This window comes from Kitasatospora sp. NPDC088134 (genome assembly GCF_044741705.1).
GTDB lineage: Bacteria > Actinomycetota > Actinomycetes > Streptomycetales > Streptomycetaceae > Kitasatospora.
The window spans coordinates 103,918-127,919 of record NZ_JBIUTD010000008.1; the positions used below are offsets into that span (position 1 = coordinate 103,918).

Here is a 24,002-nt window from a genome sequence, read left to right on the forward strand (position 1 = left end):
CGCTCCCCCGGCGGCTACGGGCGGCGGGCCGCCCGGGGGGCCGGTCCCGCCGTGGGGGCCGGTCCCGCCGGGGGAGGCGGGTCAGACCGACTGGCCCGCGGAGTGCTTGCCGGGCTCCGCGTCCGGGGCGGCCAGGCCGACGCCGCGGCGGAGTTCGACGATCTGGTCCATGCCGGTGTGGTCGTAGGCCGCCGTCAGCTCGCGGGCGAGCGTCCGGTCGTCGGCGGCGGAGGCCGCGGCCCGGAAGTGCCCGCGGGCGGTCCCGACCTCGGCCACCAACTTGTCCACGGCGGGCTGCTGGGCCGGGGTCCAGGTCCGGCTCTTCATCCGGTCCACCAGCTGGGTCGAGGCGGCGTCCATCGTGCGGGCCCAGGCCCGGAACGCCGCCGGGTCGTCCTCGACCTCGACGTCCTCGTCCGGGGCCTCGTTCAGCGCGCGGTCGAACGGGTTGACGGCATCGAGGAGCTGCTTCTGACCGTCCGTCAGCTTCCCCAGGTCGGTGCGGTAGGTGCGGGTGAGGGGGCTCTTGTCCACGTGGGCGAGGAAGCAGACCACGCGGCGGTCACCGGGCCGCTTCCAGGCCACCGGGTCCGGGTAGTAGTACCGGTACTGGACGTCGTCCGGGACCGACCAGGTGTCCAGCACATAGCCGTCCAGGTGCTCCATGCAGAGCTTCTCGGTCTCCGTCCGCATCCGGGAGCCGCCCGGGTAGTCGCCCTGGGTGGTGGTGCCGGCCCCGGCCCAGAAGACCTCGCCGCGGTGCGGGCCGGAGCAGGTCACCACCTTCGGCACCTGCGGGGCGCTCTCGTCGAAGCACTGCCCGGTGGTCAGCAGGAACGGGGAGTTCAGCGGCTCGCTGCCCGCGGACTTCGAGGAGCCGTGCGGGGTGGTCGTGGTCGTCCCGCTGCCTTCCCACGGGTCGTCGTCCCCGCCCGGGTCGCCGAAAGCAAGGACCAGCGCGCCGACCAGCAGCCAGGCGCAGCCCGCCACGATGCCGGCGATCGCCAGGCCCTTCCCGCGCTCGCCGGTGCGCTTGATCTGGTTCAGCGCGCCGATGCCCAGGCCGATGCCGATGAAGCCGACGCAGCAGATCAGCCCCGTCACCAGGGACGCGATCGCCAGCCCGTTCGTGTAGAGCGACCGCGCCCCGCCCGGCTGCGCCGGGTAACCGGCCGGCGCGGGGTACCCCGGCCCGGTGGGGAAGCCGGGCCCGGCGGGCGGCGGGAGCGCGCGGCCGCCCCACTGCTGCTGCACGCCCGTCACCGCCCACGGGTTGGCGGCCGGCGCCGCCCCGGCCCCGCCCGGCGGTGGCCCGGCAACGGCCCACGGGTTGGCCGGAGGGACGGGGCCGCCCGCGGCCGGCGGCGGCGGGCCGGCAGGTGCCCACGGGTTGGGCGGGGCCTGCGGCGGCGCGGCGGCGGGAACTTCGGGGGCAGGGGCTGCGGGGTCGGCGACGGGCACGGGCTCCACGGCTGCCGGCTCCACGGCTGCGGGCTCCACGGCTGCGACGGCTATGGGCTCGGCGGGCCCGGCGGCCCCGGCGGCCGTCGGCTCGGTGAAGGAGACCGGCGCGGGGGCGGCAGGCTGCTCCGGGGTGGTGGCCGGGTCGTGCTCCCCGGAAGGTTCCTGCTCGAACGGCATTGGGTGGTTCCCCCTGGGAATGGCGCGGGTTCGGCGGTCGCGCGAATATAGCGGACCCGACCGTCACGCTCCCAACGAGTTCCCGACGTCCGGACATACGACATGGACATGCTCATTGCATGCAATGCATGCAGAGCTCTAGGCTGGCCCCGTGCAGACCGAGAGCACCCGCCACCGCCTGCGGGAACTGATCCTGGACGGCCACTACCCGCCGGGGGCCCGGCTGGGCGAGGTCGAGGTCGCGGAGGTGCTGGGGGTGAGCCGGACCCCGGTGCGCGAGGCGTTCCGGGCCCTGACGGCGGACGGGCTGCTGTCGGCCGCCGGGCGCGGCGTCCAGGTGGTGCGGCTGGACGGCGCGGAGCTGGCGCACGTGTACCGGGTGCGGGCCGCGCTGGAGGCGCTGACGGCGGAGCTGGCCGCCGAGCGGCAGCGGGCCGGGCGGCTGGCGCCGGCCGAGCTGGCCGAGCTGGCCGCGCTCGCCGACCGCACCCACCGGGCCACCGCAGGCGGGGAGTTCACCGCCGCGGTCCGGCTGAACCGGGCCTTCCACCGGCGGGTCGCCGAGCTGGCCGCGAACCCGGTGGCGCTGCACAGCCTGGACCGGCTGTGGGACCAGATCCAGGTCTCCACCCGGCGCACCCTCGGCCCGCCCGGGCGCACCGCCCTGGTCGACGCCCAGCACCGCGACCTGCTCGCCGCGGTCACCGCCGGGGATCCGGGCGCCGCTGCGGCGGCCGCCCAGCGGCACGTCCTGGACACCTGCGCGGCCGACCGACCGGCCGCACCCGACGAAACGGAGTGATCCGCATGGCCTTCTCGCACGCCCACCACTACGCGGTCCGGGTCGAGTGGACCGGCAACCTCGGCACCGGCACCGACCACTACCGCTCCTACGCCCGCGCGCACACCGTCTCGGCCGAGGGCCTGCCGGACCTCCTGGGCAGCTCCGACCCGACCTTCCACGGCGACCGCACCCGATGGAACCCGGAGCAGTTGCTGCTGGCCGCGCTCGCCCAGTGCCACATGCTCTCCTACCTGCACCACTGCGCGGCCGACGGCGTCGTGGTCCTCTCCTACGCGGACGACTCCACCGGCACCATGCGCACCGAGGGCAACGGCGGCCGGTTCACCGAGGCGCTGCTCCGCCCCCGGATCGAGGTCGCCGAGGAGTCGATGCGCGAGCGGGCCCTGGCCCTGCACGGCCCGGCGTCCCGGGACTGCTTCATCGCCTCCTCGGTGAACTTCCCGGTCCGCCACGAGCCGGTGGTGACCGTTCACTCCGCCGGATGACCGACCCCCTCCTCACCGGGCAACCGTTCCGCCGGTCGGCACGTCCCAGTATTTTGACTCCGGCGCACAGGTGCAGATCAGGAAAACGGGGGCACTATGGCGATCGAACTGCCCGGTGAAGTGGTCGACTTCCTGTCGGTCATCGGGATCAACTGGCCGACGGTGAACGAGGACAAGGTCCGTGAGTTCGCGGGCCACGTGCGGGAGTTCGCGGACAACGTGGACGCCTCGCACCAGCAGTCGACGGCGACGGTCCAGCAGCTGGGACAGGCCTACGAGGGCGCCTCCTACGAGGCGCTGCTGGCCAAGTGGGCCTCCGTCTCGGACCAGCACCTGAACGAGCTGGTGCAGGCGTGCCACGTGGTGGCGACCGCGCTGGAGGCGGCCGCGGACGTGATCGTGGCGATGAAGGTCGAGACGATCGGCGAGCTGATCGCGCTGGCGGCGGCGTTCGTCGCCGACCAGGCCGCCGCGGTGGCCACGCTGGGCGCGGCAGAGGCGGCGGTGATCCTCATCGAGGAGGCCGCCAAGCGCCTGATCAACTACCTGGAACAGCAGTTGGAGCAGTACATCATCGGCCAGGTGGTCGAGGCGGCGATCGGCCCGCTGGTGGACACCGTCGCCAATGCGGTGTCGGGGATGGTGTTCCAGGCCGCCGAGTCCGCCCTGGGCGGCTCCGGCGGCGGGAGCGGGGGGACGGGCTTCCAGATCGACCCGGACGCCCTCGACGAGCACGCCCGGACGATGCACGAGCACGCCGAGACCGTCGCCGGGCACGCCCAGGCGTTCCAGTCCAAGCTCGCGGGGGTGAGCTTCGAATGAGCAACCAGATCGTCAAGGCCCTCGAACACGGCGCGCAGAAACTCGGCAAGACCCTGGCGGAGGACGCCGGCAAGGCGCTGAAGAGCTTCTACCGCAAGGCCGGCGACAACCTGAAGACCGTCGCCAAGAACACCCGCGAGATCGAGGAGAAGCACGCCAAGGACCTCGCCAAGATCCTCAAGGGCGAAGGCAGGGACGGCGTCCCCCACCCTCGCTCGGGCCCCGGCGGCGGACGCGGTTCCGCCCCGCACAACGAGGGCCGGGGCCGCGACCGGGTCGCGGACCCGCACAAGCCGGGCCGGCCGCCCGAGTCGCGCTGCCAGGGCGGCGAGCCGGTCGACATGGCGACCGGCCTGATGTTCATCGAGCAGCAGGACCTCGCGCTGGCCGGCGCGCTGCCGCTGCTGTTCAAGCGCTCCTACGAGTCCGACCACCAGGCGGGCTGGTGGATGGGCCCGCGCTGGTCCTGCACCTTCGACGAGCGCCTGGAGATCGACGCCGAGGGCATCGTCCACCTCACCCCCGACCGCACCGCCCAGGCCTACCCGCACCCCGCGCCCGGCGAGCCGGTCCGGGCCGCCGTCGGCTCCCGGCTCGACCTCGAACTCGCCCCGGACGGCGGCGGCTACACGCTGACCGACCACGCCGGCGGCCTGGTCAAGGAGTTCACCCGCCGCCCGGCCGGGGACGTCGCCCTGCTGACCGGCATCCGGGACCGCACCGGCCACCGGGTCGACCTGCTGCACGACGCCGACGGCGCGCCGCTGGGCATGACGCACTCCGGCGGCTACCGGGTGCTGGTGACCGTCGACGGCGGCCGGATCACCGCGCTGCGCCTGGCCGGCGCGGGCGAGGAGGGCCGCGACCTGCTGCTGGCCCGCTACGGCTACACCGACGGGCACCTGAGCTCGGTCTACAACTCCTCCGGCAAGCCGCTGCGGTTCACCAACGACGCCACCGGCCGGATCACCGCCTGGACCGACCGCAACGGCACCGAGTACCGCTACACCTACGACGACCGGGACCGGGTGGTCGACGAGGGCGCCGCCGACGGCACCCTGCGCTTCGCCTTCACCTACGGCGAACCGGACCCGGACACCGGCCTGCGGACCACCACCGAGACCAACGCGCTGGGCCGCACCACCACGTACACCGTCAACGAGCGCCACCAGATCACCGCGATCACCGACCCGCTCGGGAACACCACCCACTACGAGCGCGACGAGTACGACCAGCTCCTGTCGCGCACCGACCCGCTCGGCCGCACCACCCATTACGAGCGCGACGGCGTCGGCGACCTGATCGCCGTCACCCGCCCGGACGGCCTGCAGTCCACCGCCGCCTACTTCGGCGACACGAACCTGCCCACCGAGATCACCCGGCCCGGCGGCCAGACCTGGCAGCAGACCTACGACGACCACGGGCTGCGCACCTCGGTCACCGAACCGACCGGCGCCACCACCCTGTTCCGGTACGACGAGCACGGCCACCTGGCCGCCGTCACCGACCCGCTCGGCCACACCACCCTGGTCCGCTGCGACCCGGCCGGCCTGCCCGTCGAGGTCACCGACCGGACCGGCGGCACCAGCCGCTACCGGCGGGACGCCTTCGGCCGGGTGGTCGCCGTCACCGACCAGCTCGGCCACACCACCCGGCTGGCCTGGACCGCCGAGGGGCTGCTGAGCTCGTACACCGCGGCCGACGGGGCCGCCGAGAGCTGGGCGTACGACGACGAGGGCAACCTGCTCGCGCACACCGACCGCCTCGGCCGGACCACCTCGTACGAGTACACCCCGTTCGAGACGGTGGCCGCCCGGACCGACCCGGACGGCACCCGGCTGGTCTTCGGCTACGACGCCGACATGAACCTGGTCTCGGTCACCAACCCGCTCGGGCAGACCTGGACCTACACCTACGACGCGGCCGGGCGGCTGGTCGGCGAGCGGGACTTCCACGGCCGGACCGTCGGCTACCGGCTCGACGCGGCCGGGCAGTTGGTCGCCCGCACCACCCCGACCGGCGGCCGGGTCCACTACGCCTACGACGTGCTGGGCCGGCTGACCGCCAAGGACGCCGACGGCGCCCGCACCGTCTACGGCTACGACCTGGCCGGGCACCTGGTCCGGGCCACCGGCCCGGACGCCGACGTGCTGCGCACCGTCGACCCGCTCGGCAACCTGCTCACCGAGACCGTCGACGGCCGCACCCTCACCCACACCCGCGACCCGCTCGGCCGCAGCGTCCGCCGCACCACCCCCGACGGCCACGCCAGCGCCTGGTCCTACGACCCGGAGGGCCGCCGCACCGCGCTGGCCACGCCGGACGGCGCCCTGGAGTTCCGCTACGACGCGGCCGGCCGGGAGCACGAGCGCACCATCGGCGAGCGGCTCACCCTGGCCAGCAGCTGGGACGCCGAGCAGCGGCTGACCGGCCAGATCCTGCGCTCCGGGCACGGGGTCCTGCAGCACCGCGACTACCGCTACCGCGCCGACGGGGTGCTGACCGGCATCGACGACCGGCTCAACGGCCTGCGGGAGTTCGAGCACGACGCCGCGGACCGGGTCACCGCCGTCCGGGCCGGCGACTGGAACGAGTCCTACGCCTACGACGCGGTCGGCAACCTCACCGACGCCGACTGGCCCGCGACCGGCGGCAGCGAGGCCGCCGTCGGCGCCCGCACCTACAGCGGCACCCAGCTCACCACCGCGGGCCGGGTCCGGTACGAGTACGACGCCGCGGGGCGGATCGTGCTGCGCCAAGTCACCCGGCTCTCCCGGAAACCCGACACCTGGCGCTACACCTGGGACACCGAGGACCGCCTGACCGGCGTGACCACCCCGGACGGCACCCGCTGGCGCTACCTGTACGACCCGTTCGGACGGCGGACCGCCAAGCACCGGCTGGCCGCCGACGGCCGCACCGTCGAGGAGCGCACCGAGTTCACCTGGGACGGCTCGGTGCTCGCCGAGCAGACCACCGAGGCCCCCTACCTCCCCGGCCCGCACACCCTCAGCTGGGACCACAAGGGCCTGCAGCCGCTCGCCCAGACCGAGTCCCTCACCGACCAGGACCAGGTCAACCGCCGGTTCTTCGCGATCGTCACCGACCTGGTCGGCACCCCCACCGAACTCGTCGACCCGGCCACCGACGCCATCGCCTGGCGCGCCACCCCCACCGTCTGGGGCCACACCACCTGGCCCTCCGACAGCACCACCTACACCCCGCTGCGCTTCCCCGGCCAGTACTTCGACCCCGAGACCCGCCTGCACTACAACCTCAACCGCTACTACGACCCCGAGACCGCCCGCTACACCAGCCCCGACCCGCTCGGCCTCTCCCCCGCCCCCAACCCCGACGGCTACGTCCACAACCCGCACACCTGGTGCGACCCGCTCGGCCTCACCGGCGAGGAGATCCCCGACCTCAAGAAGCACCTGATGGACCTGGGGAAGAAGCGGGTCGCCAAGGTCGGGGAGGGCCTCGGCGAGGACGACCGGGCGCCGGGCGCCTACACGGTCGGCCGGGACCGCACCACCGGTAAGGTCTACTACGGCGAGAGCGGCCCGGAGACCGGGCACCACCAGAAGGTGTCCGAGGCGCTGCCGTCCGAATCGCAGCGGGAGGACCACCGCCCGCCCGGGGTGTGCGGCGAGCCCAGGATGTTCACCAACGCGATCAAGGACGGCGCGGATCCGAAGAACATCGACCTGGTGACCGTCAACGCCAAGGGCAAGAAGTTCAAGATGTGCGAGAACTGCGGAAGTTGGGTTCCCGACTTCGGAGGCGAGGTGCTGACCGGATGACCGGCAACGACGAGCGCGAGGGCCTCCCGGCCCTCCGGGAGACACTGGGCGACGCGGCCCGGATCGAGGTGCACCCGCTCGATGTCGCGGACGCCTGCCGGCAGTACGTCGAGGACGGCTACGAAGTCACCGGCCTGCTGCGGGAGTTCCTCGCCGCCTGGGGGGAGCTCACGGTGACCTGGCAGTACCGGGGGCGGGACGTGGTGCTCACCACCGCGGTCGAGCCGACCCTGGAGGCCACCCACGCCACGCCACGCAACCTGGGAGTGTTCGGCCGGCGGCTGGGGCGGCGGGTCGCCCTGGTCGGGACGGTGTTCGACACCGAGGAGGCCGTCCTGCTCACCGAGGACGGGGACGTCCTGCTGGCCGGCGACGTCGGCTTCCAGCGGGTCGCCAACGGCTTCCCGGAGGCGGTCCGGCGGCTGGTCGCCGCCGACTACGACCGAACGTTCTTCTGGCCCGACCCGCCGGCGCCCGCCGCCGGATAGGGCCCCGGCCCTGTCGCGACCCGGGCCGACCGCCCGTCAGCCCAGGTCGCGACGGCGCAGCCCGGCCAGGGCGGCGGCGGCCGTGAGGGCGGTCAGCGCGGTGATCCAGAGCAGCGGGGCGGCGTCGAGCCGGCCGCCGGGCAGGTGCGGGAGGTGGCTGAACGGGGAGAGGTCGAGGACGGCCTGCGGGAACCGGAGGATCGGGCCGAGCCAGGCGACCAGCACGAACACCCCGAACCCGGTCCAGCCGACCGCCGCCCAGTGCGGCAGCAGGGCGTACCCGGCGAGGGCGACGGCCGCGGTCAGCCAGACCGCGGGGAGCTGGACGAGGGTGGCACCGAGCATCCGGCCGATCGCCGGGCCGGTGCCCTGGCCGAGCGCCAGGCCCTCGGCCAGGCCGGCGGCGAGGCCGGCGGCGGCCAGCGGCAGGGCGGTGCCCAGCAGCGGGAAGAGCAGGTGCCCGGCGGCCCAGCGCAGCCGGGAGACGGCGCCCGCCAGGACGGGTTCGGCCCGGCCGGAGACCTCCTCGGTGCGCATCCGCAGCACCGCCTGGACCGCGTACACCGCGGCGACCATGCCGAACACGGTGGCGATGCTGGACAGGTAGGCGTTCAGCACGCCCTGCTGCCCGCCCAGCCGGGCCATCAGGTCGGCCATCTGCCGGTTGTCGCCGACCAGGTCGACGACGCCCTTCGCCACCCCGCCGAAGACCACTCCCCCGGCGGCGAAGGCCAGCGTCCAGCCGATCAGCGGGCCGCGCTGCAGCCGCCGGGCCAACGCGCCCGCGCCCGTCAGCCCGGGGGCGGCCGCGGCCGGGCCGGGGCGCTGCGGGAGCAGCCCGGCGCCCAGGTCGCGGTGCTCGACCAGGGCCCGGGCCAGCGCGCCGAGCAGCGCGGCCCCGGCCAGCGGCAGGAGCAGCACCCACCAGCGGTTCGCGGCGAACGCCCGGGTCTGCTCGGCCCAGCCGATCGGGGAGAGCCAGCTCGCCCAGGCCGCGCCGCTGCCGGAGTCGCCGACCGCCCGCAGCACGAAGGCCGCGCCGATCCCCGCGCCCGCCAGGCCGTTCGCGGCCCGGGCGGTCCCGGCGAGCTGCGCGGTGACGGCGGCCAGCGCGGCGAAGAACAGTCCGGTGGCGCCCAGCGCGAGGCCGAAGGCCAGCGCACCGCCCGCGGCCTGACCCGCCGCCAGCAGTCCGGCGGCGACCAGCGCGGCCAGCGCCGCGTTGGCGGTGAGGGCGGCGGCGAGCGCGGCCGCCAGCGGGGCGCGGCGGCCGACGGCCCCGGCGCCGACCAGTTCGAGCCGGCCGTCCTCCTCCTCGGCCCGGGTGTGCCGGACGACCAGCAGGGTCGACATCAGCCCGGCCAGCACCGCCCCGAACACGCCCATCCGCCAGGCGGTCAGCCCGCCGATGGTGGTGCCGTCGAAGACCGGGCCGTACAGGGCGCGCAGCGAGCCGTTGCCGTCGATGCCGGCGGCGAAGGTCCGGCGGGCGGCCTCGTCGCCGTACAGCTTGCGGAAGGAGAACGCGGTGGAGGCGACCATGCCGGTGCCGACGTAGACCCAGACCGGCAGCGCGATCCGGTCCCGGCGCAGCGCCAGCCGGTAGAGGATGCCGGTGCCCGTCAGGGCCGAACCGCTCATCGCGGCACCGCCGCCGACGTCGCGTCGGTTCCCGGACTGCCGGTTCCCGGACCGTCGGTTCCCGGACCGTCGGCGGTGGTGCCGTAGTGGCGGAGGAACAGCTCCTCCAGGGTGGGCGGGCGGCTGGTCAGGCTGCGGACGCCGACGGCGGTCAGTTCGGCGAGCAGGTCGCCGAGCCGGTCGGTGTCGACCTGGCAGCGCAGCCGGTGGCCGTCGACGGCCAGGTCGTGGACGTAGCCGGGGCGGGGCGGCGGGCCGGTCAGTTCGGCGTCGATCGCGGTGCGGGTGAGGTGCCGCAGGTCGGCGAGGGTGCCGGTCTCCACGGTGCGGCCGGCCCGGATGATCGACACCCGGTCGCAGAGCGCCTCCACCTCGGACAGGATATGGCTGGAGAGCAGCACGGTGGCGCCCCGGTCGCGCGCCTCGGCGACGCACCCGCGGAACACCTCCTCCATCAGCGGGTCCAGGCCGGAGGTGGGCTCGTCCAGGATCAGCAGGTCGGCGTCCGAGGCGAACGCCGCGACCAGGGCGACCTTCTGCCGGTTGCCCTTCGAGTAGCTGCGGCCCTTCTTGGTCGGGTCGAGTTCGAAGCGCTCCAGCAGCGCGGCCCGCCGGGCCGGGTCGGCCCCGCCGCGCAGGCGGCCGAGCAGGTCGATCGCCTCCCCGCCGGAGAGGTTGCGCCACAGCGTGACGTCGCCGGGGACGTAGGCGAGGCGGCGGTGCAGGTGCACCGCGTCCTGCCAGGGGTCGCCGCCGAGGAGTTCGACGCCGCCGGAGTCGGCGCGCAGCAGGCCGAGCAGGACCCGGATGGTGGTGGACTTGCCGGAGCCGTTGGGCCCCAGGAAGCCGTGGACCTCGCCCTGACCGACCGTCAGGTCCAGTCCGTCCAGCGCGCGGGTCCGGCCGAAGGTCTTCACCAGACCGGACACCGAGATGGCGGTAGTCATGGCACCGAAGCTACTCTTGATTCACAGATTCGTGAAGTTGGTGAACCCTCGAAATCTCGGGCCGCCCGGACGGAGGGCCCGGGCCGGCGGGGCGGTGGAAGGCGGGCGTCGGCGTGGGCGACGAGGACGAGGCCGAACGGGACGGGGCCGGGCGGGATGGGGCCGGGCGGGACGCGGCGGCGGTGGCGGAGTTCGTGGAGCGGTTCGCCACGGTGCTGACGGATGCCGGGTTCCCGCGGATGCCGGCCCGGGTGTTCACCGCGCTGCTGACCGCCGACTCGGGGCGGCTGACCGCCGCGGAGCTGGGCGAGTTGCTCCAGGTGTCGCCGGCCGCGGTCTCGGGGGCGGTGCGGTACCTGGCCCAGGTCGAACTGGTCGGCCGGGAGCGGGAACCGGGATCGCGGCGGGAGCGCTACCGGGTGCACGACCACGTCTGGTACGAGGCCACCACCAACCGGGACCGGACGCTGCTGCGCTGGGAGTCGGGCCTGGCCGAGGGCGTCCGGGCGCTCGGCCCGGACACCCCGGCGGGCCGCCGGCTCGCCGAGTCGCTGGAGTTCTTCGCCTTCTTCCGGGTGGAGCTCCAGCAGATGATGGAGCGCTGGCGAGCGAGCCGCCCCTGAGCACCCGTCAGCCGGTCAGTCCGCCGACCCGGCGGCGGTCAGCGGGTGGCGGAGGACCGCGGTGTCCCGGCGGACGAATCCGGCCCGCTCGTAGAGGCGGGTCGCGGCCTCCCGGGACGGCCGGGAGGTGAGGTCGACGGTGCGGGCCCCGGCCTCGGCGGCCAGCACGAGGGCCCGGTCGACCAGTTGCGCCCCGATGCCGTGGCCGCGCGCGGCGCCGTCCACCACCACGTCCTCGATGTGCGCGCGGACGCCGGTCGGCAGCGGGGTGACCACCAGCGTCAGGGTGCCCGCGATCTCGCCGTCCAGCCGGGCGGCCAGCACCGTCACGGCCTCGGCCGCCAGCACCCGGCCGAACGCCCGCGCGTCCAGCGGCGCGGCGCTGCCGGAGAGTTGCGGCAGCAGCCGGGCGAACGCGGCGACCGCCTCGGCGGTCGGTTCGGTCACGGTCTCGATCAGCACGCTCATGCCGGGCAATCTACCGCCGCCCCGGAACGGGCCGTCCGCACGAGGGACCGTCCGCACGACGAGCCGTCCGACTGGCGGGCGGTCAGCCCAGGTAGGCGGGGGCGACGGCGGAGCGGACCAGCATCGTGGGGCTGCCGGTGCCGTCGGCGGGGACGGTCCACAGGTCGGAGCCGTAGTCGCCGGGCATCGAGTACATCAGGGTGTGCGCGTCGGTCCACAGCGCCTGGTCGTCGATGTTGCGCTGCTCGGCGGTCGCGGTCTCGGTCATGGTGGCCAGGTCCAGCACGTACAGCCGCCAGGGCGCGGCCGGGTCGACGCCCTCCACCCGCTTCTTGTAGGCGATCCGGGTGCCGTCCGGGGAGAGCGAGGGGCACTCGACGTTCTGGTGCAGGGTGGTGAGGGTGCGGGCGGCAAGGTCGCCCTGCACCAGGTAGGTGCGGCCGCCGGTGGCGACCGTCGCGTAGAAGCGGTCGTCGTCGGCGAAGGTGACGCCCCAGACGTTGGTGTCGGAGGCCTGCACGGGGTGGCCGTCGCGGATCAGTTGGAAGGTCTCCAGGTTGTCGTAGAACTGCCAGTTCCGGGTGTCGACGATCGCGGTGCGGGTGGAGAAGTCGGTGCCCGCGTAGGAGTCGCCGCTGACGAAGACCGTCCAGGCGACCAGGTGCCCGGACGGGGCGACCCGGGCCCGGGTCGGGATGCCGGGGGCGGGGAAGCGCTTCAGCTCGTGCAGCGAGGAGTCCAGCACCGAGGCGTGGTAGGTGTCGTCCAACGCGCCGTGCTCGGCCTGCAGGCAGATGCCGGTGCCGGCGGCGGCGAAGAAGCGCAGGCACTTGACGCCGGAGGCGGTGCGCGGGCCGTCGGGGGCGTCGGCGGGCACCGCGGAGACCTCGTCGCGGTGCGGGCCCCAGGCCAGGTTGCGGACCAGCAGCTGACGGCCCGTCGGATCGAGCGTCACCTTCCCCTCGCGCACCGGCGGCCCGCCGGCCTGCTCCTGGTTGCGCCGGTCCGAGCGGTCGGCGGCGTACCGGACGGCGCCGAAACCGACCCCGCCGAGCAGCAGCACCGCGACCACCAGCACCAGCACCTTGCGGCGGACGGACGATGCCCCGCCGGGCCCGGCCCCGGGCAGCTCCGAGGAGTCGGGGGCGGGATCGACGGTGGTGGGAGCGGTCATGCGCGTGCCCTCCGGGCGGGATGCGGGACGACAGGGGGACGGAACAGTGGCGGAACGGGCGGGGTGCGGCGCGGCGGGCGGGCGGGCGGGGACGGGGTGTCGGTCGGCGTCCGGCGCGGGCGCGGAAAGGACGGCAGGAGCGGTCGGGCGCGTGCCCTCCGGGCGGGATACGGAACAGCAAAGGGCGCGGCGGGCGGGTGGTGACGGGACGTCAGTCGGTGTCCGGGGCGGGCGTGGGGAGGGCGGGGCGGAGCAGGAGGGTGGCGGTGACGGCGGTGGCGGTCAGGGCGATCGCGGTGGCGGCGAGGGCGGTGCGGCCGCCCCACAGGGACCAGGCGGCGCCGAAGGCGAGCGAGCAGGCGAAGCGGGCCAGCGCCTGGCCGGTGCCCACCAGGGCCTGGCCGGCGCCCTGCTGGCCGTCGGGGACGGTCGCGGCGGTGGCCGCGGCCAGCACCCCGTCGGTCGCGGCGTAGAAGGTGCCGTGCAGCAGCAGGACCAGGGCGGCCGCGGCGGCGCCGCGCAGCGGGGAGAGCAGCACCGCGTAGCCGCCGAGCAGGACGGCGTGGCCGAGCAGGAACAGCACCCGGCGGCCGATCCGGTCGGCGACCATGCCGAGCGGGACGGCCAGGGTCAGGAAGACCGCGGCGGTGCCGAGCGGCAGCAGCGGGAACAGGTGCGCGGGCAGGGCGAGTTCGCGCTGCAGCAGCAGGTAGAGGAAGGAGTCGCTGACGGTGGTCAGGCCGAGCAGCACGGCGGCCAGGGTGAGCCGGCGCAGCGCGGGCCGGGCCAGCAGGGCGAGCGCGTCGCGCAGCGTGGGGCGGGGGCCGGCGGGTGCCGGGGCGGCGGGCCCGGGGCGGGTGATCCGGGCCGGGACGAACAGCACCAGCAGCAGCACGCCGAGCACGGCGACGCAGCCGGAGACGGTGAACACGGCGCTGTAGGAGGTGCGTTCGGCCCGGTCGTCGGCGAACCGGAGGACCGCGAAGGCGAGCAGCGGGCCGATCAGCGCGCCGGTGGTGTCCATGGCGCGGTGCACGCCGAAGGCGCGGCCGCGGTGCTCGGGCTCGGTGGCCAGCGAGATCATCGCGTCCCGGGGGGCGGTGCGCAGGCCCTTGCCGGTGCGGTCGATCGCCAGGACGCCGCCGATCAGCGGCAGGGTGTGGACCAGCAGTAGTAGCGGCTTGCAGAGCGCGGACAGGCCGTACCCGATCCCGGCGACCAGCTTGTGGCCGCGGCCGCCCCGGTCGGCGAGGTGGCCGCCGAGCAGCCGGACCAGCGCGCCGACGCCGTTGTTGATGCCGTCGAGCAGGCCGAAGCCGAGCGGGGACAGGCCCAGCGCGGCGACCACGTACAGCGGCAGGACCGCGCTGACCATCTCGGAGGAGACGTCGGTGACCAGGCTGACCGCGCCGAGCGCGAGCACGGTGCCGGGGACGGCGGCGCGCCGCCCCGGGCGGGTGCCCGGGACGACGGCCGCGGCGCGGTCACTCTTGGTGGAGCGGGCGTCCGCGAGGTACATCGGGCGTCAGTTCCAGATGCCGGTGATGTCGGTGGCGGAGGCGGCGTTGCCGGCGTGCGCGGTGAGGCCCGCCAGGTCCTCCAGGGTGCGCAGCACGTTGTAGTGGTTGTAGGTGGTGGAGGTGCTGGAGCCCGGGATGACGTGCTGGCCGTAGACCAGGGTCGGGATCCGGTTGCCGGAGAGGCTGTTGTCCTCGTCGAAGGTGACGACGAGCAGGCTGTTGTGGGTCTGCGCCCAGGTGGCGTACGCGCCGAGGTTGTTCTTGATCCAGGTGTCGCCGGTGGAGACCGAGCAGTCGTGCATGTCGCTGCACAGGTTCGGCACCACGAAGGAGACCTTCGGCAGCGTGGTGTAGTCGGTGGGGAACTGGGCGAAGGTGTACGCGGTGTTGGTCGGCACGTTGGCGAAGCCGAACCACGGGTTGTGCTTCTGCGCGTACTTGCCGCTGGAGCAGACCGTCGAGCCCTGGCTCGGCAGGGTCTCGTTGTAGGAGCCCCAGGTCTGGCCGGCGGCGATCAGCTCGGACGCCAGGTTGGGCGCGGTCTTCGAGCCGACGGCGACGCAGCTGTCGTCCGTGCGGCCCTGGTTGGAGCCGGAGAACAGCATGTAGTAGTTCGGCTCGGACGGGTGGGTCAGGCCGTACGACTGGGTGAGGTTGGCGCCGCCGGCCTTGATGGTGTTGTTCAGGTACGGGGCGCTGGAGCTGCCGATCACCTGGCTGTAGGCGTGGTTCTCCATCACGACCACGATCACGTGGTCGGGGGTCGGCAGGCCGGCGGCCTGCGCGGTGGAGCCGGTGGCGGCCCACAGGCCGAACGAGGCGGCGGTGAGGGCGACGGTGCTGCCGATCGCGGTCAGGCGACGCTTGGCGCGGCGGCCGAGCTGGGCGGTCATGACAGTCCTCCGGGGCAAGGAATGTGCCGGACAAGGGTGTTGGAGCGCCGGAAACCCTAGGGCCGGGCCGTGGCCGACGAAGCTTTTGACAGGTGAAGAACAAGCGAACGGTTGGCTGTGCAACTCGGGCTTCGAGGCGCTTTTCGGCCAACCGCGCGACGCGTCTCACAGCTGTCCCGATTGACCCGGCTCAGACCGACATGGTGGGATCTCGGAGGCCCGGTGCGCAAGACCGGCGCGGTGGACGGCGGACGGGAGGGCCGGTGGTGACGGTCCGGTCCGAGGCCCCGCCGACGGCCCCCCGGGTGGTGCTCGGCATCGGCCTGCGGCGCGGCGCCCCCGTCGCCGAACTGCTCCGCACCGCGGACGCGGCCCTGGCCGCGCTCGGCCTCGACCGCACCCGGGTGCGCCTGCTCGCCACCCTGGACAGCAAGCTGTCCGCCCCCGAACCGCACGCCGCGGCAGCCGAGTTGGGCGTCCCGCTGGTCGGCTTCCCGGCCGCCGCGCTGGCCGCCGTCCAGGTGCCGACCCGCTCCGCACGGGTGGCCGCCGCGGTCGGCACCCCGAGCGTCGCCGAGGCCGCCGCGCTGCTCGCGGCCGGTCCGGGCGGGCGGCTGCTGGCCCCCCGGACGGCCTCGGCCGCCGCCACCGTCGCGGTCGCCGCGCCCGCCGACCCGCCCCAGGAGGACAACAGGTGAACCCGGAGCCCGATCCGAACCGTTCCGGCGGCGCCGGGGTCCGCCCCGCCGACGCCGCGCCGCACCCCGGCGCGCCGGAGTCCGGCCTTCCGCCGGAGCCCGACCTGCGGCACCACGGCGACGCCGAGGTGCGCTCCGCCGGGCTGGTCGACCTGGCGGTGAACGTCCGCACCGGCACGCCGCCGCGGTGGCTGCGGGACCGGCTCGCCGCCACCCTGGACGACCTGGCCGCCTACCCGGACGGCACCGCGGCCCGGGCCGCCGTCGCCGCCCGGCACGGCCGGCCGGTCGCGGAGGTGCTGCTGACCGCCGGTGCCGCCGAGGCGTTCGTGCTGCTGGCCCGGGTGCTGCGGCCGCGCCGGGCGGTGGTGGTGCACCCGCAGTTCACCGAGCCGGAGGCCGCGCTGCGGGACGCCGGGCACGCCGTCCACCGGGTGCTGCTGACCGCCGACCGGGGCTTCCGGCTGCGGGCCGGGGACGTTCCCGCGGACGCCGACCTGGTGGTGGTCGGCAACCCGACCAACCCCACCTCGGTGCTGCATCCGGCCGGAGTGCTGGCCGAACTCGCCCGCCCCGGGCGGACCCTGGTGGTCGACGAGGCGTTCATGGACACCGACCCGGGCGAGAGCGAGTCGCTGGCCGGGGCCCGCGAGCTGCCCGGCCGGGTGGTGGTGCTGCGCAGCCTCACCAAGACCTGGGGCCTGGCCGGGCTGCGGATCGGCTACCTGCTGGCCCCGGCCGCGCTGGTCGCCGAACTCGCCGCCGCCCAGCCGCTCTGGCCGGTCTCCACACCTGCCCTGACCGCCGCCGCGCTCTGCTCCGCGCCCGCCGCGCTGGCCGAGGCCGAGCAGGCCGCCCGGACCACTGCCGAGCACCGCGCCCACCTGCTCAAGGGCCTGGCCGAACTGCCGCAGGTGCGGGTGCACGGCGAACCCGCCGCGTCCTTCGTGCTGATCGAACTCCCGGACGCCGCCGCCGTCCGCGAGCGCCTGCGCGACGCGGGCTTCGCCGTCCGGCGCGGCGACACCTTCCCCGGCCTGGGCCCGGACTGGCTGCGGCTGGCGGTCCGCGACCCGGACACCACCGGCCGCTTCCTGGCCGCCCTGGCGGCGGCGATCGCAACCTGACGAACCGTCAATTTACTTGCTGTCAGCGCTTGGTGGCCTCTCCCCCGGGCCCCACGGCGCCCGGGGGGATCCGGGTGCAGCTACCGAGGCAGGGCGGCGACGGCGGCCGCGAGCCGACCGTCCGCCAACTCCCCCCTCAGTGCACGGTGACCTGGTCGCCGGGTTCCACGGTGCCCGGGGTGAGGATCCGGGCGTAGGCGCCGAGGCAGGGCAGCGGGTCCATGCCGGGCAGCGGGACGACCCGGTTGTGCCGGGCGGGGCGGCGCAGGGCCTCCGGGTCGGCGGGCAGGTGGCCGTGCGCGAGGGTGGGGACGGCGCAGCGCGGGGTGGCGGCGACGATCTGCAGGCGCAGCTCCGCCCCGATCCTCAACTCCCTTCCCTGCCAGGCGTTCTCGTCGAACGGCTCGGCGTCGGGCCCGGCGTCCAGCACCAGGTTGGGCCGGTAGCGGGCGGCGGGCGCCCCGGCCAGGGTGGCGGTGGTGACCAGGTGCAGCGGGGCGAAGTCGAAGAGGCTGCCGGGCTCCGCGGACCAGCCGAACTCCTGGACGGTGTGGTCGACTTCGGCGTCGATGCCGTCGGCCAGCACCTGTTCGGGCACCGAGCGCAGCAGGGTCGCCCCGTCCGGCCGCCGGTCGATCAGCCGGACCCGCCGCCCGAGCAGCGCGCCGAGCGCGGCCTCGTCCAGCTCGGCCCCGTCGGGTCCGGTGATCCGCACCCCGCCGTCCTTGTCCTCGGCCCGCAGGGTGAGCAACTGCCGCCAGGCGCGCGGCTGTTTGGCGCTGGCCACCCGGCCGCTCGCCAGGTCCAGCAGGGCCCGCCGCCGGTCCCCGGCCAGGCCGTGCCGGTCGATCCGGGCCCGCGGCACCTCCTCGCCGAGCATCGACTTCACCGGGTACCGGTACAGCGCGAGGACCTTCACCGGGCATTCCCTCCGGACTTCTTCGACCGCTTGCGTGCCCGCCGCCTCCGCTCCCGCCACCAGCGGGTGACGGTGCCCGGCTCCTGCCGCAGGTGCGGGGGGACGGCGAACTTCGGGCGGTTGAAGGCGGAGACGGAGGCGTAGCAGCCCATCGCGCCGACGAACAGCACCAGCAGTGCGAGCAGCACCCAGGCCACCGCGGCCGGGAGCGGGTCGCCGGGCAGCAGGGCCGCGACCGGGAAGAACACGCCCATCGCCGTCAGCGAGACCCCGATCGGGAGGTACACCCGGGGGCCGGACACCCTCGGGTTGATGCGCAGGCTGCGCCGGAACCGGCCCTCCGGGCCGGTCGGCCGCTCGTTGCGCCAAGTGCGCACCCCCAGCAGCACGTACCCCACGCCGACGGCCGACGGGAGCGCCCCCAGCGCCGTCATCAGTAACAGGATCATGTCGTCTCGCCCCCGCCCGCTCCCCCGCCAGCCGGATCATAGCCCCGTGCGCGGACGCCCCGTCAACCGTCCGGCGGGCTCAGCCGAGCGCAGCCGCCCAGGTGGTGAGGGCGGCGAAGTCGGCGGGCCGCAGGCCGACCCGGTGGTCGACCGGCAGGGTGAGCGCGGGCGCCGGGTGGTGGGCGGCGATCCAGGCGGTGTCGGCCGGTTCGAGCTCGTCGTCCACCCAGGCGAACGGCCGCCCGGCGGCCCACTCGACCAGGTGCCGGGTCTTCCAGTGCAGGCCGTCCGGGTCGCCGTGGTGCATGGACGGCCAGTCCACGTACGGGAGTTCGGGCAGGCCGAGGAGCGGCGCCAGGTGCTCGTTGGCCTCGTCCTTCCAGGTGGTCGCCCAGACCAGCTCGAACGGCAGCGCGCGCAGGGCCGGCCCGTGCTCCGGGTGCAGCCAGACCCGCAGCGGCTTCGGGTTGCGCACGCCCGACGCCCGCTGCCGCTCCCGCCAGGTCCGGGAGGCGACCCGGTGCGTCAGGTAGCCCTCGGGGCGGCGGTACGGCGAGCCGACGTACGGGGCCAGCGGGCCGTCGACGTCCAGCATCAGCAGCGGACGGGGGGCCGCTTGGCACTCCGGGCTCGGGCGGTCCGTCATCCGTTGCTCCAGGCGCGGGCGGCGGCGATCCGGCGGCCGCCGCTGGGGTGGGTGGCGAGCAGCAGCTCCAGGGCGCGCGGCGGGTACGGGTCGGCGACGTTGGCGACCACCAGGCGGCGCTGCATGGCGATGAACTGCTCGGCATCACCGGTCAGTTCGAGGGCGTGCCGGTCGGCGCGGGCCTCGATCCGGCGGCTCGCGGCGCACTGCGCGGGCAGGCTGGCCGCGCCGATCAGCGCGGCCAGGGCGGCCAGCAGCGGCAGCGAGCGCGGGTCCTGCGGCGAGGCCGCGCCGGCCGCGTCCAGCAGTGGCCGCCAGGCCAGCAGCGCGGCCAGCACCGGCACCACGGCGGCGGCGCCGAGCGCGCCCAGCACGGTGCCGGTGAGCACGTCCCGGTGCTTGACGTGGCCGAGTTCGTGCGCGGCGACCAGTTCGATCTCGCGCGGCTCGGCGGTGGTCAGCAGGGTGTCGTACACCACGATCCGCCGGGTCGGGCCGAAGCCGGAGACGTACGCGTTCAGCGCGGTGGTGCGGCGGGAGGCGTCGGCGACCAGCACGTCGCGCACCGCGATGCCGTCCCGGCGGGCCAACTCCAGCAGCGCGGTGCGCAGTTCGCCCTCCGGCAGCGGCTCGAACCGGTTGAACAGCGGCTCGAACACCAGCGGATGCAGGAAGGACAGCGCCACCGTCAGCAGCGCCGCCGCGACCGCGCCGAACGCCCACCAGTGCCCCGGCGAGCGGCCGATCAGCGCGTACAGGCCGAGCGCGAGCGGCAGGAACAGCGCCAGCGTCACGGCAGTGCCGCGCAGCGCGTCCACCGCCCAGCCGGCCCAGCCCTGGGTGACCAGGCCGAACCGGGCCGAGGCCGTCCGGACCCGGGCCGAGAACGGCAGCGCCACCAGCCGCCCCAGCAGCACCAGCGCCGCGCTCCCGCCCAGCACCCGGGCCGCCCAGCTCCCGCCGAACAGGTCACCGGCGGCGGAGACCAGCCCCGCCCCGGCCCCGGTGAACCCGAGCGCCGCCGCCAGCAGCAGCGCGGCCGCCTGCCCGCCCAGCACCCACGGCAGCCGGGCCCGCCGCAGCGCACGCCCGCGCGCCAGCTCCGCCGCGCTGAAGTCGGCCCCGGCGCCCGCGTTCTCGCTCATGCCCCCAGCCTAGTGACCCCGGCCGTCCCCGCGCCCTGCCCTTCCGTGCCGTGCCGCCCTACGCTTTCCGTTCCGCGTCGGGCCGTTCCGCACCATGGCCTTCCGCGCCGTGCCGCCGCAGCGCCGCGGCGAACCAGCCCAGGACGGGGGCCAGCACCGGCGGTTGCGGCCAGCCGTTGATCCGGGCCACCAGCTCCCAGTAGCGCTCCACCCGCGGGTCCGCCGCCACCTCCAGGCGCTCCAGGATCCAGCACCGCAGCTCCGGGTCGTCCGGACGGTCGAAGGTCTCGGCGTAACGGGCCGTCAGCTCCGCCACCACCTCCCCCGCTGCCGGGCTGCCGGGCTCGGTCCCGGCGGCCAGCGCGCCGTTCACGGCCGCCACCACCCGCTCCGTCAGCTCGTGGTGCAGCCCCGTGCGGTCGCCCTCGGCGCGCTGCGCGGCCTGGTAGGCGGCCATCCGGCGGACCGAGGCCCGGAAGTCCCGGTCGGCGGTCAGCCCGGCCAGCTCGGCCCAGGCTGCGACCTGCCCGGGGTCCGGGTCCGCCGGCAGCTCCGGCGTCACCGTCCTTACCAGGGCCACCAGTTCGGGGTTGGCGTCCGCCGTCCCGAACGTGTCGGTCACGAACTCCTCGATCATCAGCCGCCGTTCCTCGGCGGACAGGCGCACCAGCCGGTGCATCATCGCGGTCTCCTTCGGGTCGGTTCCTCGTTCGGCCACCGCGCGCAGGACCGCGCGGCGCGAGCGCAGCGCCCGGATCTGCACGTCCAGGGCCTCGGCGTGCGCCCGGGCCACCTCCGGAAGGCTCCCCTCCCGCTCCAGCACCTGCCGGACCACCGCCAGCTCCAGCCCCAACTCGCGCAACGTCCGCACCAGTTCGAGCCGTGCCAGGGCCTCCGTCCGGTACCTCCGGTACCCGGCCGCACTGCGCTCCGCGGACGGCACCAGCCCGATGTCGGAGTAGTACCGGACGGTCTTCACCGTCACCCCGACCCGTCGCGCCAGCTCCCCGATCCCCAACAGTCCGTCGCCGTCCATGCCCTCACCCTCCGGTCTCCCCCGACGGGAGAGTCAACCCGACGGGAGAATCGAGCAGCCCGCGGAACGACCCCGCACGGCTCAGCCCGGGGTTCCGTTCGGCCAGACGCAGGGCGAGGCCACCGTCAACCGGAGCGTCCTGGTCACGTCGCCGCTCTCGGTCAGTTCCGCGACGTACCGGTCGGCGGGCCGCTCGAACACCCGGACCCCCGGCTCCTGCCGCCGGGGTTCGAAACCCAGCTCCCGCACCTTCCGCTCGAAGGCCGCGAAGACCGCCGGATTCCCCTCGGGCCGACCGCTGGCGACCACCGCCCGCACGCTGAGCTCGACCCGCCCTTTCGGTCCCGGAATGTCCGTGGCCTCGCACTCCAGTGGACTCAACTCGCCCGGCGGGGCAGCTGATTGACCACTGCCGAGCAGGGCCTGCCGAATCTCGGCGTCGTACGCCAACACCTGCCGGCCGGCCTCGTCCTTGGTCACGGCCGGCTTGAGCTGCTCCTTCTGGAGCCCGCAGGAAGCCAGGAGCAGAACGGCGGTGGCCGCAATGATCGTTCGCAACTGTCGCACGGTCAACAGTCCCCCGTAATCGCCTGCCCGTCCGTACGCGACACCACCCTAGCCAGTCGATACCGCGCCCGGGAGCGGTTCGCCGAGCGGCGGCAAATCCTTCGGAACCGGTGGGGGGATCGGCCTACGATGGCGGGATGTTCGAGGAGAGTCTGCAGGTCGCGCTGGAGTTCCGGCGCGGGTTCGCCCGGCGGCAGGCCGGCGAGGTGGTGGAGGTGCCGGGCGGGTTCGCGGTGCTGCACGAGCGGTTCGAGTACTCGCACGAGCACAACCAGCTGGTGCTGGACGTGCCGCCGGGCGGGCTGGACGTGGCGGAGCTGGCGGAGGACGTGCTGGGGCACCTGGGGCACCGGCGGATCTCGGTGTTCGACGACGCCTCGGGGCGCGCGCTGGCGCCCGGGCTGGTGGCGGCCGGGTACCGGCACGAGACCGAGGTGGTGATGGTGCACCGGGGGGAGGTGCCGGCCGGTGCGGGGGCCCGGGTGGCGACGCTGGCGGAGGTCGCCCCGGCGCTGGAGCGGCAGTGGCGGTGCTGGCTGCCCTGGGCCTCGGAGGACTCGATCGCACAGCTGGTGGGCCGCCGGACGGCCCGGGAGGCGGGCGCGGAGCGGGTGGTGACGGTGGCGGCGCACGACACCGACGGCACCGTCGGCGCCTGGGCCGACCTCTACCAGGACGCCGCGGGCACCGCGCAGATCGAGGACCTGGCGACCGCCGAGGACCGGCAGCGCCGCGGCCTGGCCGACGCGGTGCTGGCGACCGCGCTGCGGCTGGCCGCCGACTGCGCGCCGGACGGCCTGCGCTTCCTGGTCGCGGACGCCGAGGACTGGCCGCAGCACTGGTACGCCCGGCGCGGTTTCGTCACGGTCGGCCGCACCCACGGCTTCGTCCGGATGTGAACCGGCCTCCCCGGCAAGGGAGTCGACGCGACGGCGCCCGCCGTTCCCCTCGCGGGGAGCGGCGGGCGCCGTCGTGGCGGTACGGGCGGATCAGACCTGGCCGACCTTCTCCAGGGCCTCGCAGCAGGTGTTGATCAGCAGGCGGGTGACGACGTACGGGTCGACGTTCGCGTTCGGGCGGCGGTCCTCGATGTAGCCCTTCTGCTCCACCTCGACCTGCCACGGGATGCGGACCGAGGCACCGCGGTTCGAGACGCCGTAGGAGTAGACGTTCCACGGGGCCGTCTCGTGCTTGCCGGTCAGGCGGGACTGGATGTCGTCACCGTACTGGTTGACGTGCTCCAGCACCTTCTCCTGGGAGGCGCCGAGCGACTCGCAGGCGGTGATGATGGCGTCGTAGCCCTCGCGCATCGCCTTGGTGGAGAAGTTGGTGTGCGCACCCGCGCCGTTCCAGTCGCCACGGGCCGGCTTGGCGTCCAGGGTGGCGTCGATGCCGAACTCCTCGGCGGTGCGGTAGAGCAGGTAGCGGGCGATCCACAGGTCGTCCGAGACGGTCAGCGCGTCGACCGGGCCGATCTGGAACTCCCACTGGCCGGGCATGACCTCGGCGTTGATGCCGCAGATCGCCAGGCCGGCGTCGATGCAGCGGTCGAGGTGCAGCTCGACGATCTCGCGGCCGAAGACCTCCTCGGCACCCACACCGCAGTAGTAGCCGCCCTGCGGGGCCGGGTAGCCGCCCTCCGGGAAGCCGAGCGGGCGGGAGCCCTTGAAGAAGGTGTACTCCTGCTCGATGCCGAAGATCGCCTCCTGCGAGGCGTAGCGCTCGGCGACCTCGCGCAGCGCGGCACGGGAGTTGGACTCGTGCGCGTCGCCGTTGGTCTCCAGCACCTCGCACAGCACCAGGATGTTGTCACCGCCGCGGATCGGGTCCTTGACGACCTTCACCGGCTCCAGCACGCGGTCGGAGGCGTGGCCCTCGGCCTGGTTGGTCGACGAGCCGTCGAAGCCCCAGGTGGGGATCTTGTCCGCGTTCGGAAGCACCCGGGTCTTGGAGCGGAGCTTGGCGGTCGGCTTGGTGCCGTCGATCCAGATGTACTCGGCCTTGATCGCCACTGCGGTGATCCTCACTGCTTGGGTGGTGGGTGCCCGCGTAGCGTCGCAAGCCGCCGTTTCCCGGTTGTTCCTCCGATGTAACGCCCATGTGAA

The 24,002-nt window shown here is 74.8% G+C and carries 23 protein-coding genes; 9 read left to right on the top strand and 14 right to left on the bottom strand.

Translation table 11 applies throughout. The features are described from left to right. Positions 1 to 81: 81 nt before the first annotated feature. Positions 82 to 1,641, bottom strand: a complete 1,560-nt coding sequence (locus ACIOHG_RS15470; protein WP_400950190.1) for a DUF4190 domain-containing protein — start codon at positions 1,639 to 1,641, stop codon at positions 82 to 84. Positions 1,642 to 1,792: 151 nt separating this feature from the next. Between ACIOHG_RS15470 and ACIOHG_RS15475 the strand changes: the two genes are divergently transcribed. The 5 genes from ACIOHG_RS15475 (at position 1,793) to ACIOHG_RS15495 (ending at position 8,044) form a co-directional block, all read left to right on the top strand. After that, a complete protein-coding gene (locus ACIOHG_RS15475) occupies positions 1,793 to 2,443 on the top strand; it encodes a GntR family transcriptional regulator (RefSeq protein WP_400950192.1) in 651 nt (216 codons plus the stop codon). A 5-nt stretch (positions 2,444 to 2,448) separates the two neighbouring features. Further along, positions 2,449 to 2,931 (top strand): OsmC family protein, encoded by a 483-nt coding sequence (locus tag ACIOHG_RS15480; protein ID WP_400950194.1) that lies wholly within the window; start codon positions 2,449 to 2,451, stop codon positions 2,929 to 2,931. 96 nt (positions 2,932 to 3,027) lie between these two features. After that, the gene (locus tag ACIOHG_RS15485) at positions 3,028 to 3,753 is read left to right on the top strand and encodes a WXG100 family type VII secretion target (protein ID WP_400950197.1); all 726 of its coding nucleotides are present in this window, start codon (positions 3,028 to 3,030) and stop codon (positions 3,751 to 3,753) included. Continuing rightward, positions 3,750 to 7,556: a DUF6531 domain-containing protein gene (locus ACIOHG_RS15490; protein ID WP_400950200.1), complete on the top strand. Its 3,807-nt coding sequence runs from the start codon at positions 3,750 to 3,752 to the stop codon at positions 7,554 to 7,556. The genes ACIOHG_RS15485 and ACIOHG_RS15490 overlap by 4 nt, the downstream gene beginning before the upstream one ends. Continuing rightward, on the top strand, positions 7,553 to 8,044 hold the full coding sequence (locus ACIOHG_RS15495) for an SUKH-3 domain-containing protein (protein WP_400950201.1): 492 nt from the start codon (positions 7,553 to 7,555) through the stop codon (positions 8,042 to 8,044). Before ACIOHG_RS15490 ends, ACIOHG_RS15495 begins: the two co-directional genes overlap by 4 nt. 36 nt (positions 8,045 to 8,080) lie before the next feature. Here ACIOHG_RS15495 and ACIOHG_RS15500 read toward each other — a convergent pair whose 3' ends face one another. Beyond that, positions 8,081 to 9,685, bottom strand: a complete 1,605-nt coding sequence (locus ACIOHG_RS15500; RefSeq protein WP_400950203.1) for an ABC transporter permease — start codon at positions 9,683 to 9,685, stop codon at positions 8,081 to 8,083. Next, on the bottom strand, positions 9,682 to 10,632 hold the full coding sequence (locus tag ACIOHG_RS15505) for an ATP-binding cassette domain-containing protein (RefSeq protein ID WP_400950206.1): 951 nt from the start codon (positions 10,630 to 10,632) through the stop codon (positions 9,682 to 9,684). The genes ACIOHG_RS15500 and ACIOHG_RS15505 overlap by 4 nt, the downstream gene beginning before the upstream one ends. Positions 10,633 to 10,745: 113 nt before the next feature. On the opposite strand from ACIOHG_RS15505, the gene ACIOHG_RS15510 reads away from it, so the two are divergent. Beyond that, the gene (locus ACIOHG_RS15510; protein WP_400950209.1) at positions 10,746 to 11,255 is read left to right on the top strand and encodes a GbsR/MarR family transcriptional regulator; all 510 of its coding nucleotides are present in this window, start codon (positions 10,746 to 10,748) and stop codon (positions 11,253 to 11,255) included. A gap of 15 nt (positions 11,256 to 11,270) precedes the next feature. Here ACIOHG_RS15510 and ACIOHG_RS15515 read toward each other — a convergent pair whose 3' ends face one another. The 4 genes from ACIOHG_RS15515 to ACIOHG_RS15530 all read right to left on the bottom strand — a co-directional run bounded on the left by ACIOHG_RS15515 (position 11,271) and on the right by ACIOHG_RS15530 (position 15,310). Next, complete coding sequence (locus ACIOHG_RS15515) at positions 11,271 to 11,723, bottom strand: GNAT family N-acetyltransferase (RefSeq protein ID WP_400950211.1); 453 nt, start codon at positions 11,721 to 11,723, stop codon at positions 11,271 to 11,273. A gap of 82 nt (positions 11,724 to 11,805) precedes the next feature. Continuing rightward, complete coding sequence (locus tag ACIOHG_RS15520; RefSeq protein WP_400950214.1) at positions 11,806 to 12,897, bottom strand: TolB-like translocation protein; 1,092 nt, start codon at positions 12,895 to 12,897, stop codon at positions 11,806 to 11,808. A gap of 211 nt (positions 12,898 to 13,108) precedes the next feature. Next, complete coding sequence (locus tag ACIOHG_RS15525; protein WP_400950216.1) at positions 13,109 to 14,416, bottom strand: MFS transporter; 1,308 nt, start codon at positions 14,414 to 14,416, stop codon at positions 13,109 to 13,111. A gap of 6 nt (positions 14,417 to 14,422) precedes the next feature. Next, positions 14,423 to 15,310 carry an alkaline phosphatase family protein gene (locus ACIOHG_RS15530; RefSeq protein ID WP_400950220.1) on the bottom strand — a complete coding sequence of 296 codons (888 nt, stop codon included), beginning with the start codon at positions 15,308 to 15,310 and terminating at the stop codon, positions 14,423 to 14,425. A gap of 266 nt (positions 15,311 to 15,576) precedes the next feature. Between ACIOHG_RS15530 and ACIOHG_RS15535 the strand changes: the two genes are divergently transcribed. Next, the gene (locus ACIOHG_RS15535; protein ID WP_400950222.1) at positions 15,577 to 16,008 is read left to right on the top strand and encodes a cobalamin biosynthesis protein; all 432 of its coding nucleotides are present in this window, start codon (positions 15,577 to 15,579) and stop codon (positions 16,006 to 16,008) included. After that, positions 16,005 to 17,135, top strand: coding sequence for an Rv2231c family pyridoxal phosphate-dependent protein CobC (gene cobC / locus ACIOHG_RS15540; RefSeq protein ID WP_400950225.1), 1,131 nt, complete (start codon positions 16,005 to 16,007; stop codon positions 17,133 to 17,135). Before ACIOHG_RS15535 ends, cobC begins: the two co-directional genes overlap by 4 nt. 136 nt (positions 17,136 to 17,271) lie before the next feature. Here cobC and ACIOHG_RS15545 read toward each other — a convergent pair whose 3' ends face one another. The 6 genes from ACIOHG_RS15545 to ACIOHG_RS15570 form a co-directional block, all read right to left on the bottom strand. After that, on the bottom strand, positions 17,272 to 18,054 hold the full coding sequence (locus tag ACIOHG_RS15545) for an MOSC domain-containing protein (protein WP_400950228.1): 783 nt from the start codon (positions 18,052 to 18,054) through the stop codon (positions 17,272 to 17,274). Continuing rightward, positions 18,051 to 18,503 (bottom strand): hypothetical protein, encoded by a 453-nt coding sequence (locus ACIOHG_RS15550; RefSeq protein WP_400950231.1) that lies wholly within the window; start codon positions 18,501 to 18,503, stop codon positions 18,051 to 18,053. Before ACIOHG_RS15550 ends, ACIOHG_RS15545 begins: the two co-directional genes overlap by 4 nt. Before the next feature lie 79 nt (positions 18,504 to 18,582). Continuing rightward, positions 18,583 to 19,149, bottom strand: a complete 567-nt coding sequence (locus ACIOHG_RS15555) for a hypothetical protein (protein WP_400950233.1) — start codon at positions 19,147 to 19,149, stop codon at positions 18,583 to 18,585. Beyond that, positions 19,146 to 20,294, bottom strand: a complete 1,149-nt coding sequence (locus tag ACIOHG_RS15560; RefSeq protein ID WP_400950236.1) for a M48 family metallopeptidase — start codon at positions 20,292 to 20,294, stop codon at positions 19,146 to 19,148. Before ACIOHG_RS15560 ends, ACIOHG_RS15555 begins: the two co-directional genes overlap by 4 nt. Positions 20,295 to 20,352: 58 nt before the next feature. Beyond that, positions 20,353 to 21,330 (bottom strand): MerR family transcriptional regulator, encoded by a 978-nt coding sequence (locus tag ACIOHG_RS15565; RefSeq protein ID WP_400950238.1) that lies wholly within the window; start codon positions 21,328 to 21,330, stop codon positions 20,353 to 20,355. An 81-nt stretch (positions 21,331 to 21,411) separates the two neighbouring features. After that, on the bottom strand, positions 21,412 to 21,888 hold the full coding sequence (locus ACIOHG_RS15570; protein WP_400950241.1) for a hypothetical protein: 477 nt from the start codon (positions 21,886 to 21,888) through the stop codon (positions 21,412 to 21,414). 146 nt (positions 21,889 to 22,034) lie between these two features. Here ACIOHG_RS15570 and ACIOHG_RS15575 point away from each other — a divergent pair, with 146 nt between their 5' ends. Further along, positions 22,035 to 22,796, top strand: a complete 762-nt coding sequence (locus ACIOHG_RS15575; protein ID WP_400950244.1) for a GNAT family N-acetyltransferase — start codon at positions 22,035 to 22,037, stop codon at positions 22,794 to 22,796. Positions 22,797 to 22,886: 90 nt separating this feature from the next. Here the strand turns inward: ACIOHG_RS15575 and glnII are convergent, their stop codons facing one another. Next, complete coding sequence (glnII, locus tag ACIOHG_RS15580; protein WP_400950598.1) at positions 22,887 to 23,909, bottom strand: glutamine synthetase GlnII; 1,023 nt, start codon at positions 23,907 to 23,909, stop codon at positions 22,887 to 22,889. Positions 23,910 to 24,002 lie beyond the last annotated feature (93 nt).

What these genes read in the sequence shown, in the direction of transcription:
- ACIOHG_RS15470 (WP_400950190.1), bottom strand. Translation starts at nt 1,641, where the DNA reads ATGCCGTTCGAGCAGGAACCTTCCGGGGAGCACGACCCGGCCACCACC.
- ACIOHG_RS15480 (WP_400950194.1), top strand. Translation starts at nt 2,449, where the DNA reads ATGGCCTTCTCGCACGCCCACCACTACGCGGTCCGGGTCGAGTGGACC.
- ACIOHG_RS15485 (WP_400950197.1), top strand. Translation starts at nt 3,028, where the DNA reads ATGGCGATCGAACTGCCCGGTGAAGTGGTCGACTTCCTGTCGGTCATC.
- ACIOHG_RS15490 (WP_400950200.1), top strand. Translation starts at nt 3,750, where the DNA reads ATGAGCAACCAGATCGTCAAGGCCCTCGAACACGGCGCGCAGAAACTC.
- ACIOHG_RS15495 (WP_400950201.1), top strand. Translation starts at nt 7,553, where the DNA reads ATGACCGGCAACGACGAGCGCGAGGGCCTCCCGGCCCTCCGGGAGACA.
- ACIOHG_RS15500 (WP_400950203.1), bottom strand. Translation starts at nt 9,685, where the DNA reads ATGAGCGGTTCGGCCCTGACGGGCACCGGCATCCTCTACCGGCTGGCG.
- ACIOHG_RS15505 (WP_400950206.1), bottom strand. Translation starts at nt 10,632, where the DNA reads ATGACTACCGCCATCTCGGTGTCCGGTCTGGTGAAGACCTTCGGCCGG.
- ACIOHG_RS15515 (WP_400950211.1), bottom strand. Translation starts at nt 11,723, where the DNA reads ATGAGCGTGCTGATCGAGACCGTGACCGAACCGACCGCCGAGGCGGTC.
- ACIOHG_RS15520 (WP_400950214.1), bottom strand. Translation starts at nt 12,897, where the DNA reads ATGACCGCTCCCACCACCGTCGATCCCGCCCCCGACTCCTCGGAGCTG.
- ACIOHG_RS15525 (WP_400950216.1), bottom strand. Translation starts at nt 14,416, where the DNA reads ATGTACCTCGCGGACGCCCGCTCCACCAAGAGTGACCGCGCCGCGGCC.
- ACIOHG_RS15530 (WP_400950220.1), bottom strand. Translation starts at nt 15,310, where the DNA reads ATGACCGCCCAGCTCGGCCGCCGCGCCAAGCGTCGCCTGACCGCGATC.
- ACIOHG_RS15550 (WP_400950231.1), bottom strand. Translation starts at nt 18,503, where the DNA reads ATGATCCTGTTACTGATGACGGCGCTGGGGGCGCTCCCGTCGGCCGTC.
- ACIOHG_RS15555 (WP_400950233.1), bottom strand. Translation starts at nt 19,149, where the DNA reads ATGACGGACCGCCCGAGCCCGGAGTGCCAAGCGGCCCCCCGTCCGCTG.
- ACIOHG_RS15560 (WP_400950236.1), bottom strand. Translation starts at nt 20,294, where the DNA reads ATGAGCGAGAACGCGGGCGCCGGGGCCGACTTCAGCGCGGCGGAGCTG.
- ACIOHG_RS15565 (WP_400950238.1), bottom strand. Translation starts at nt 21,330, where the DNA reads ATGGACGGCGACGGACTGTTGGGGATCGGGGAGCTGGCGCGACGGGTC.
- ACIOHG_RS15575 (WP_400950244.1), top strand. Translation starts at nt 22,035, where the DNA reads ATGTTCGAGGAGAGTCTGCAGGTCGCGCTGGAGTTCCGGCGCGGGTTC.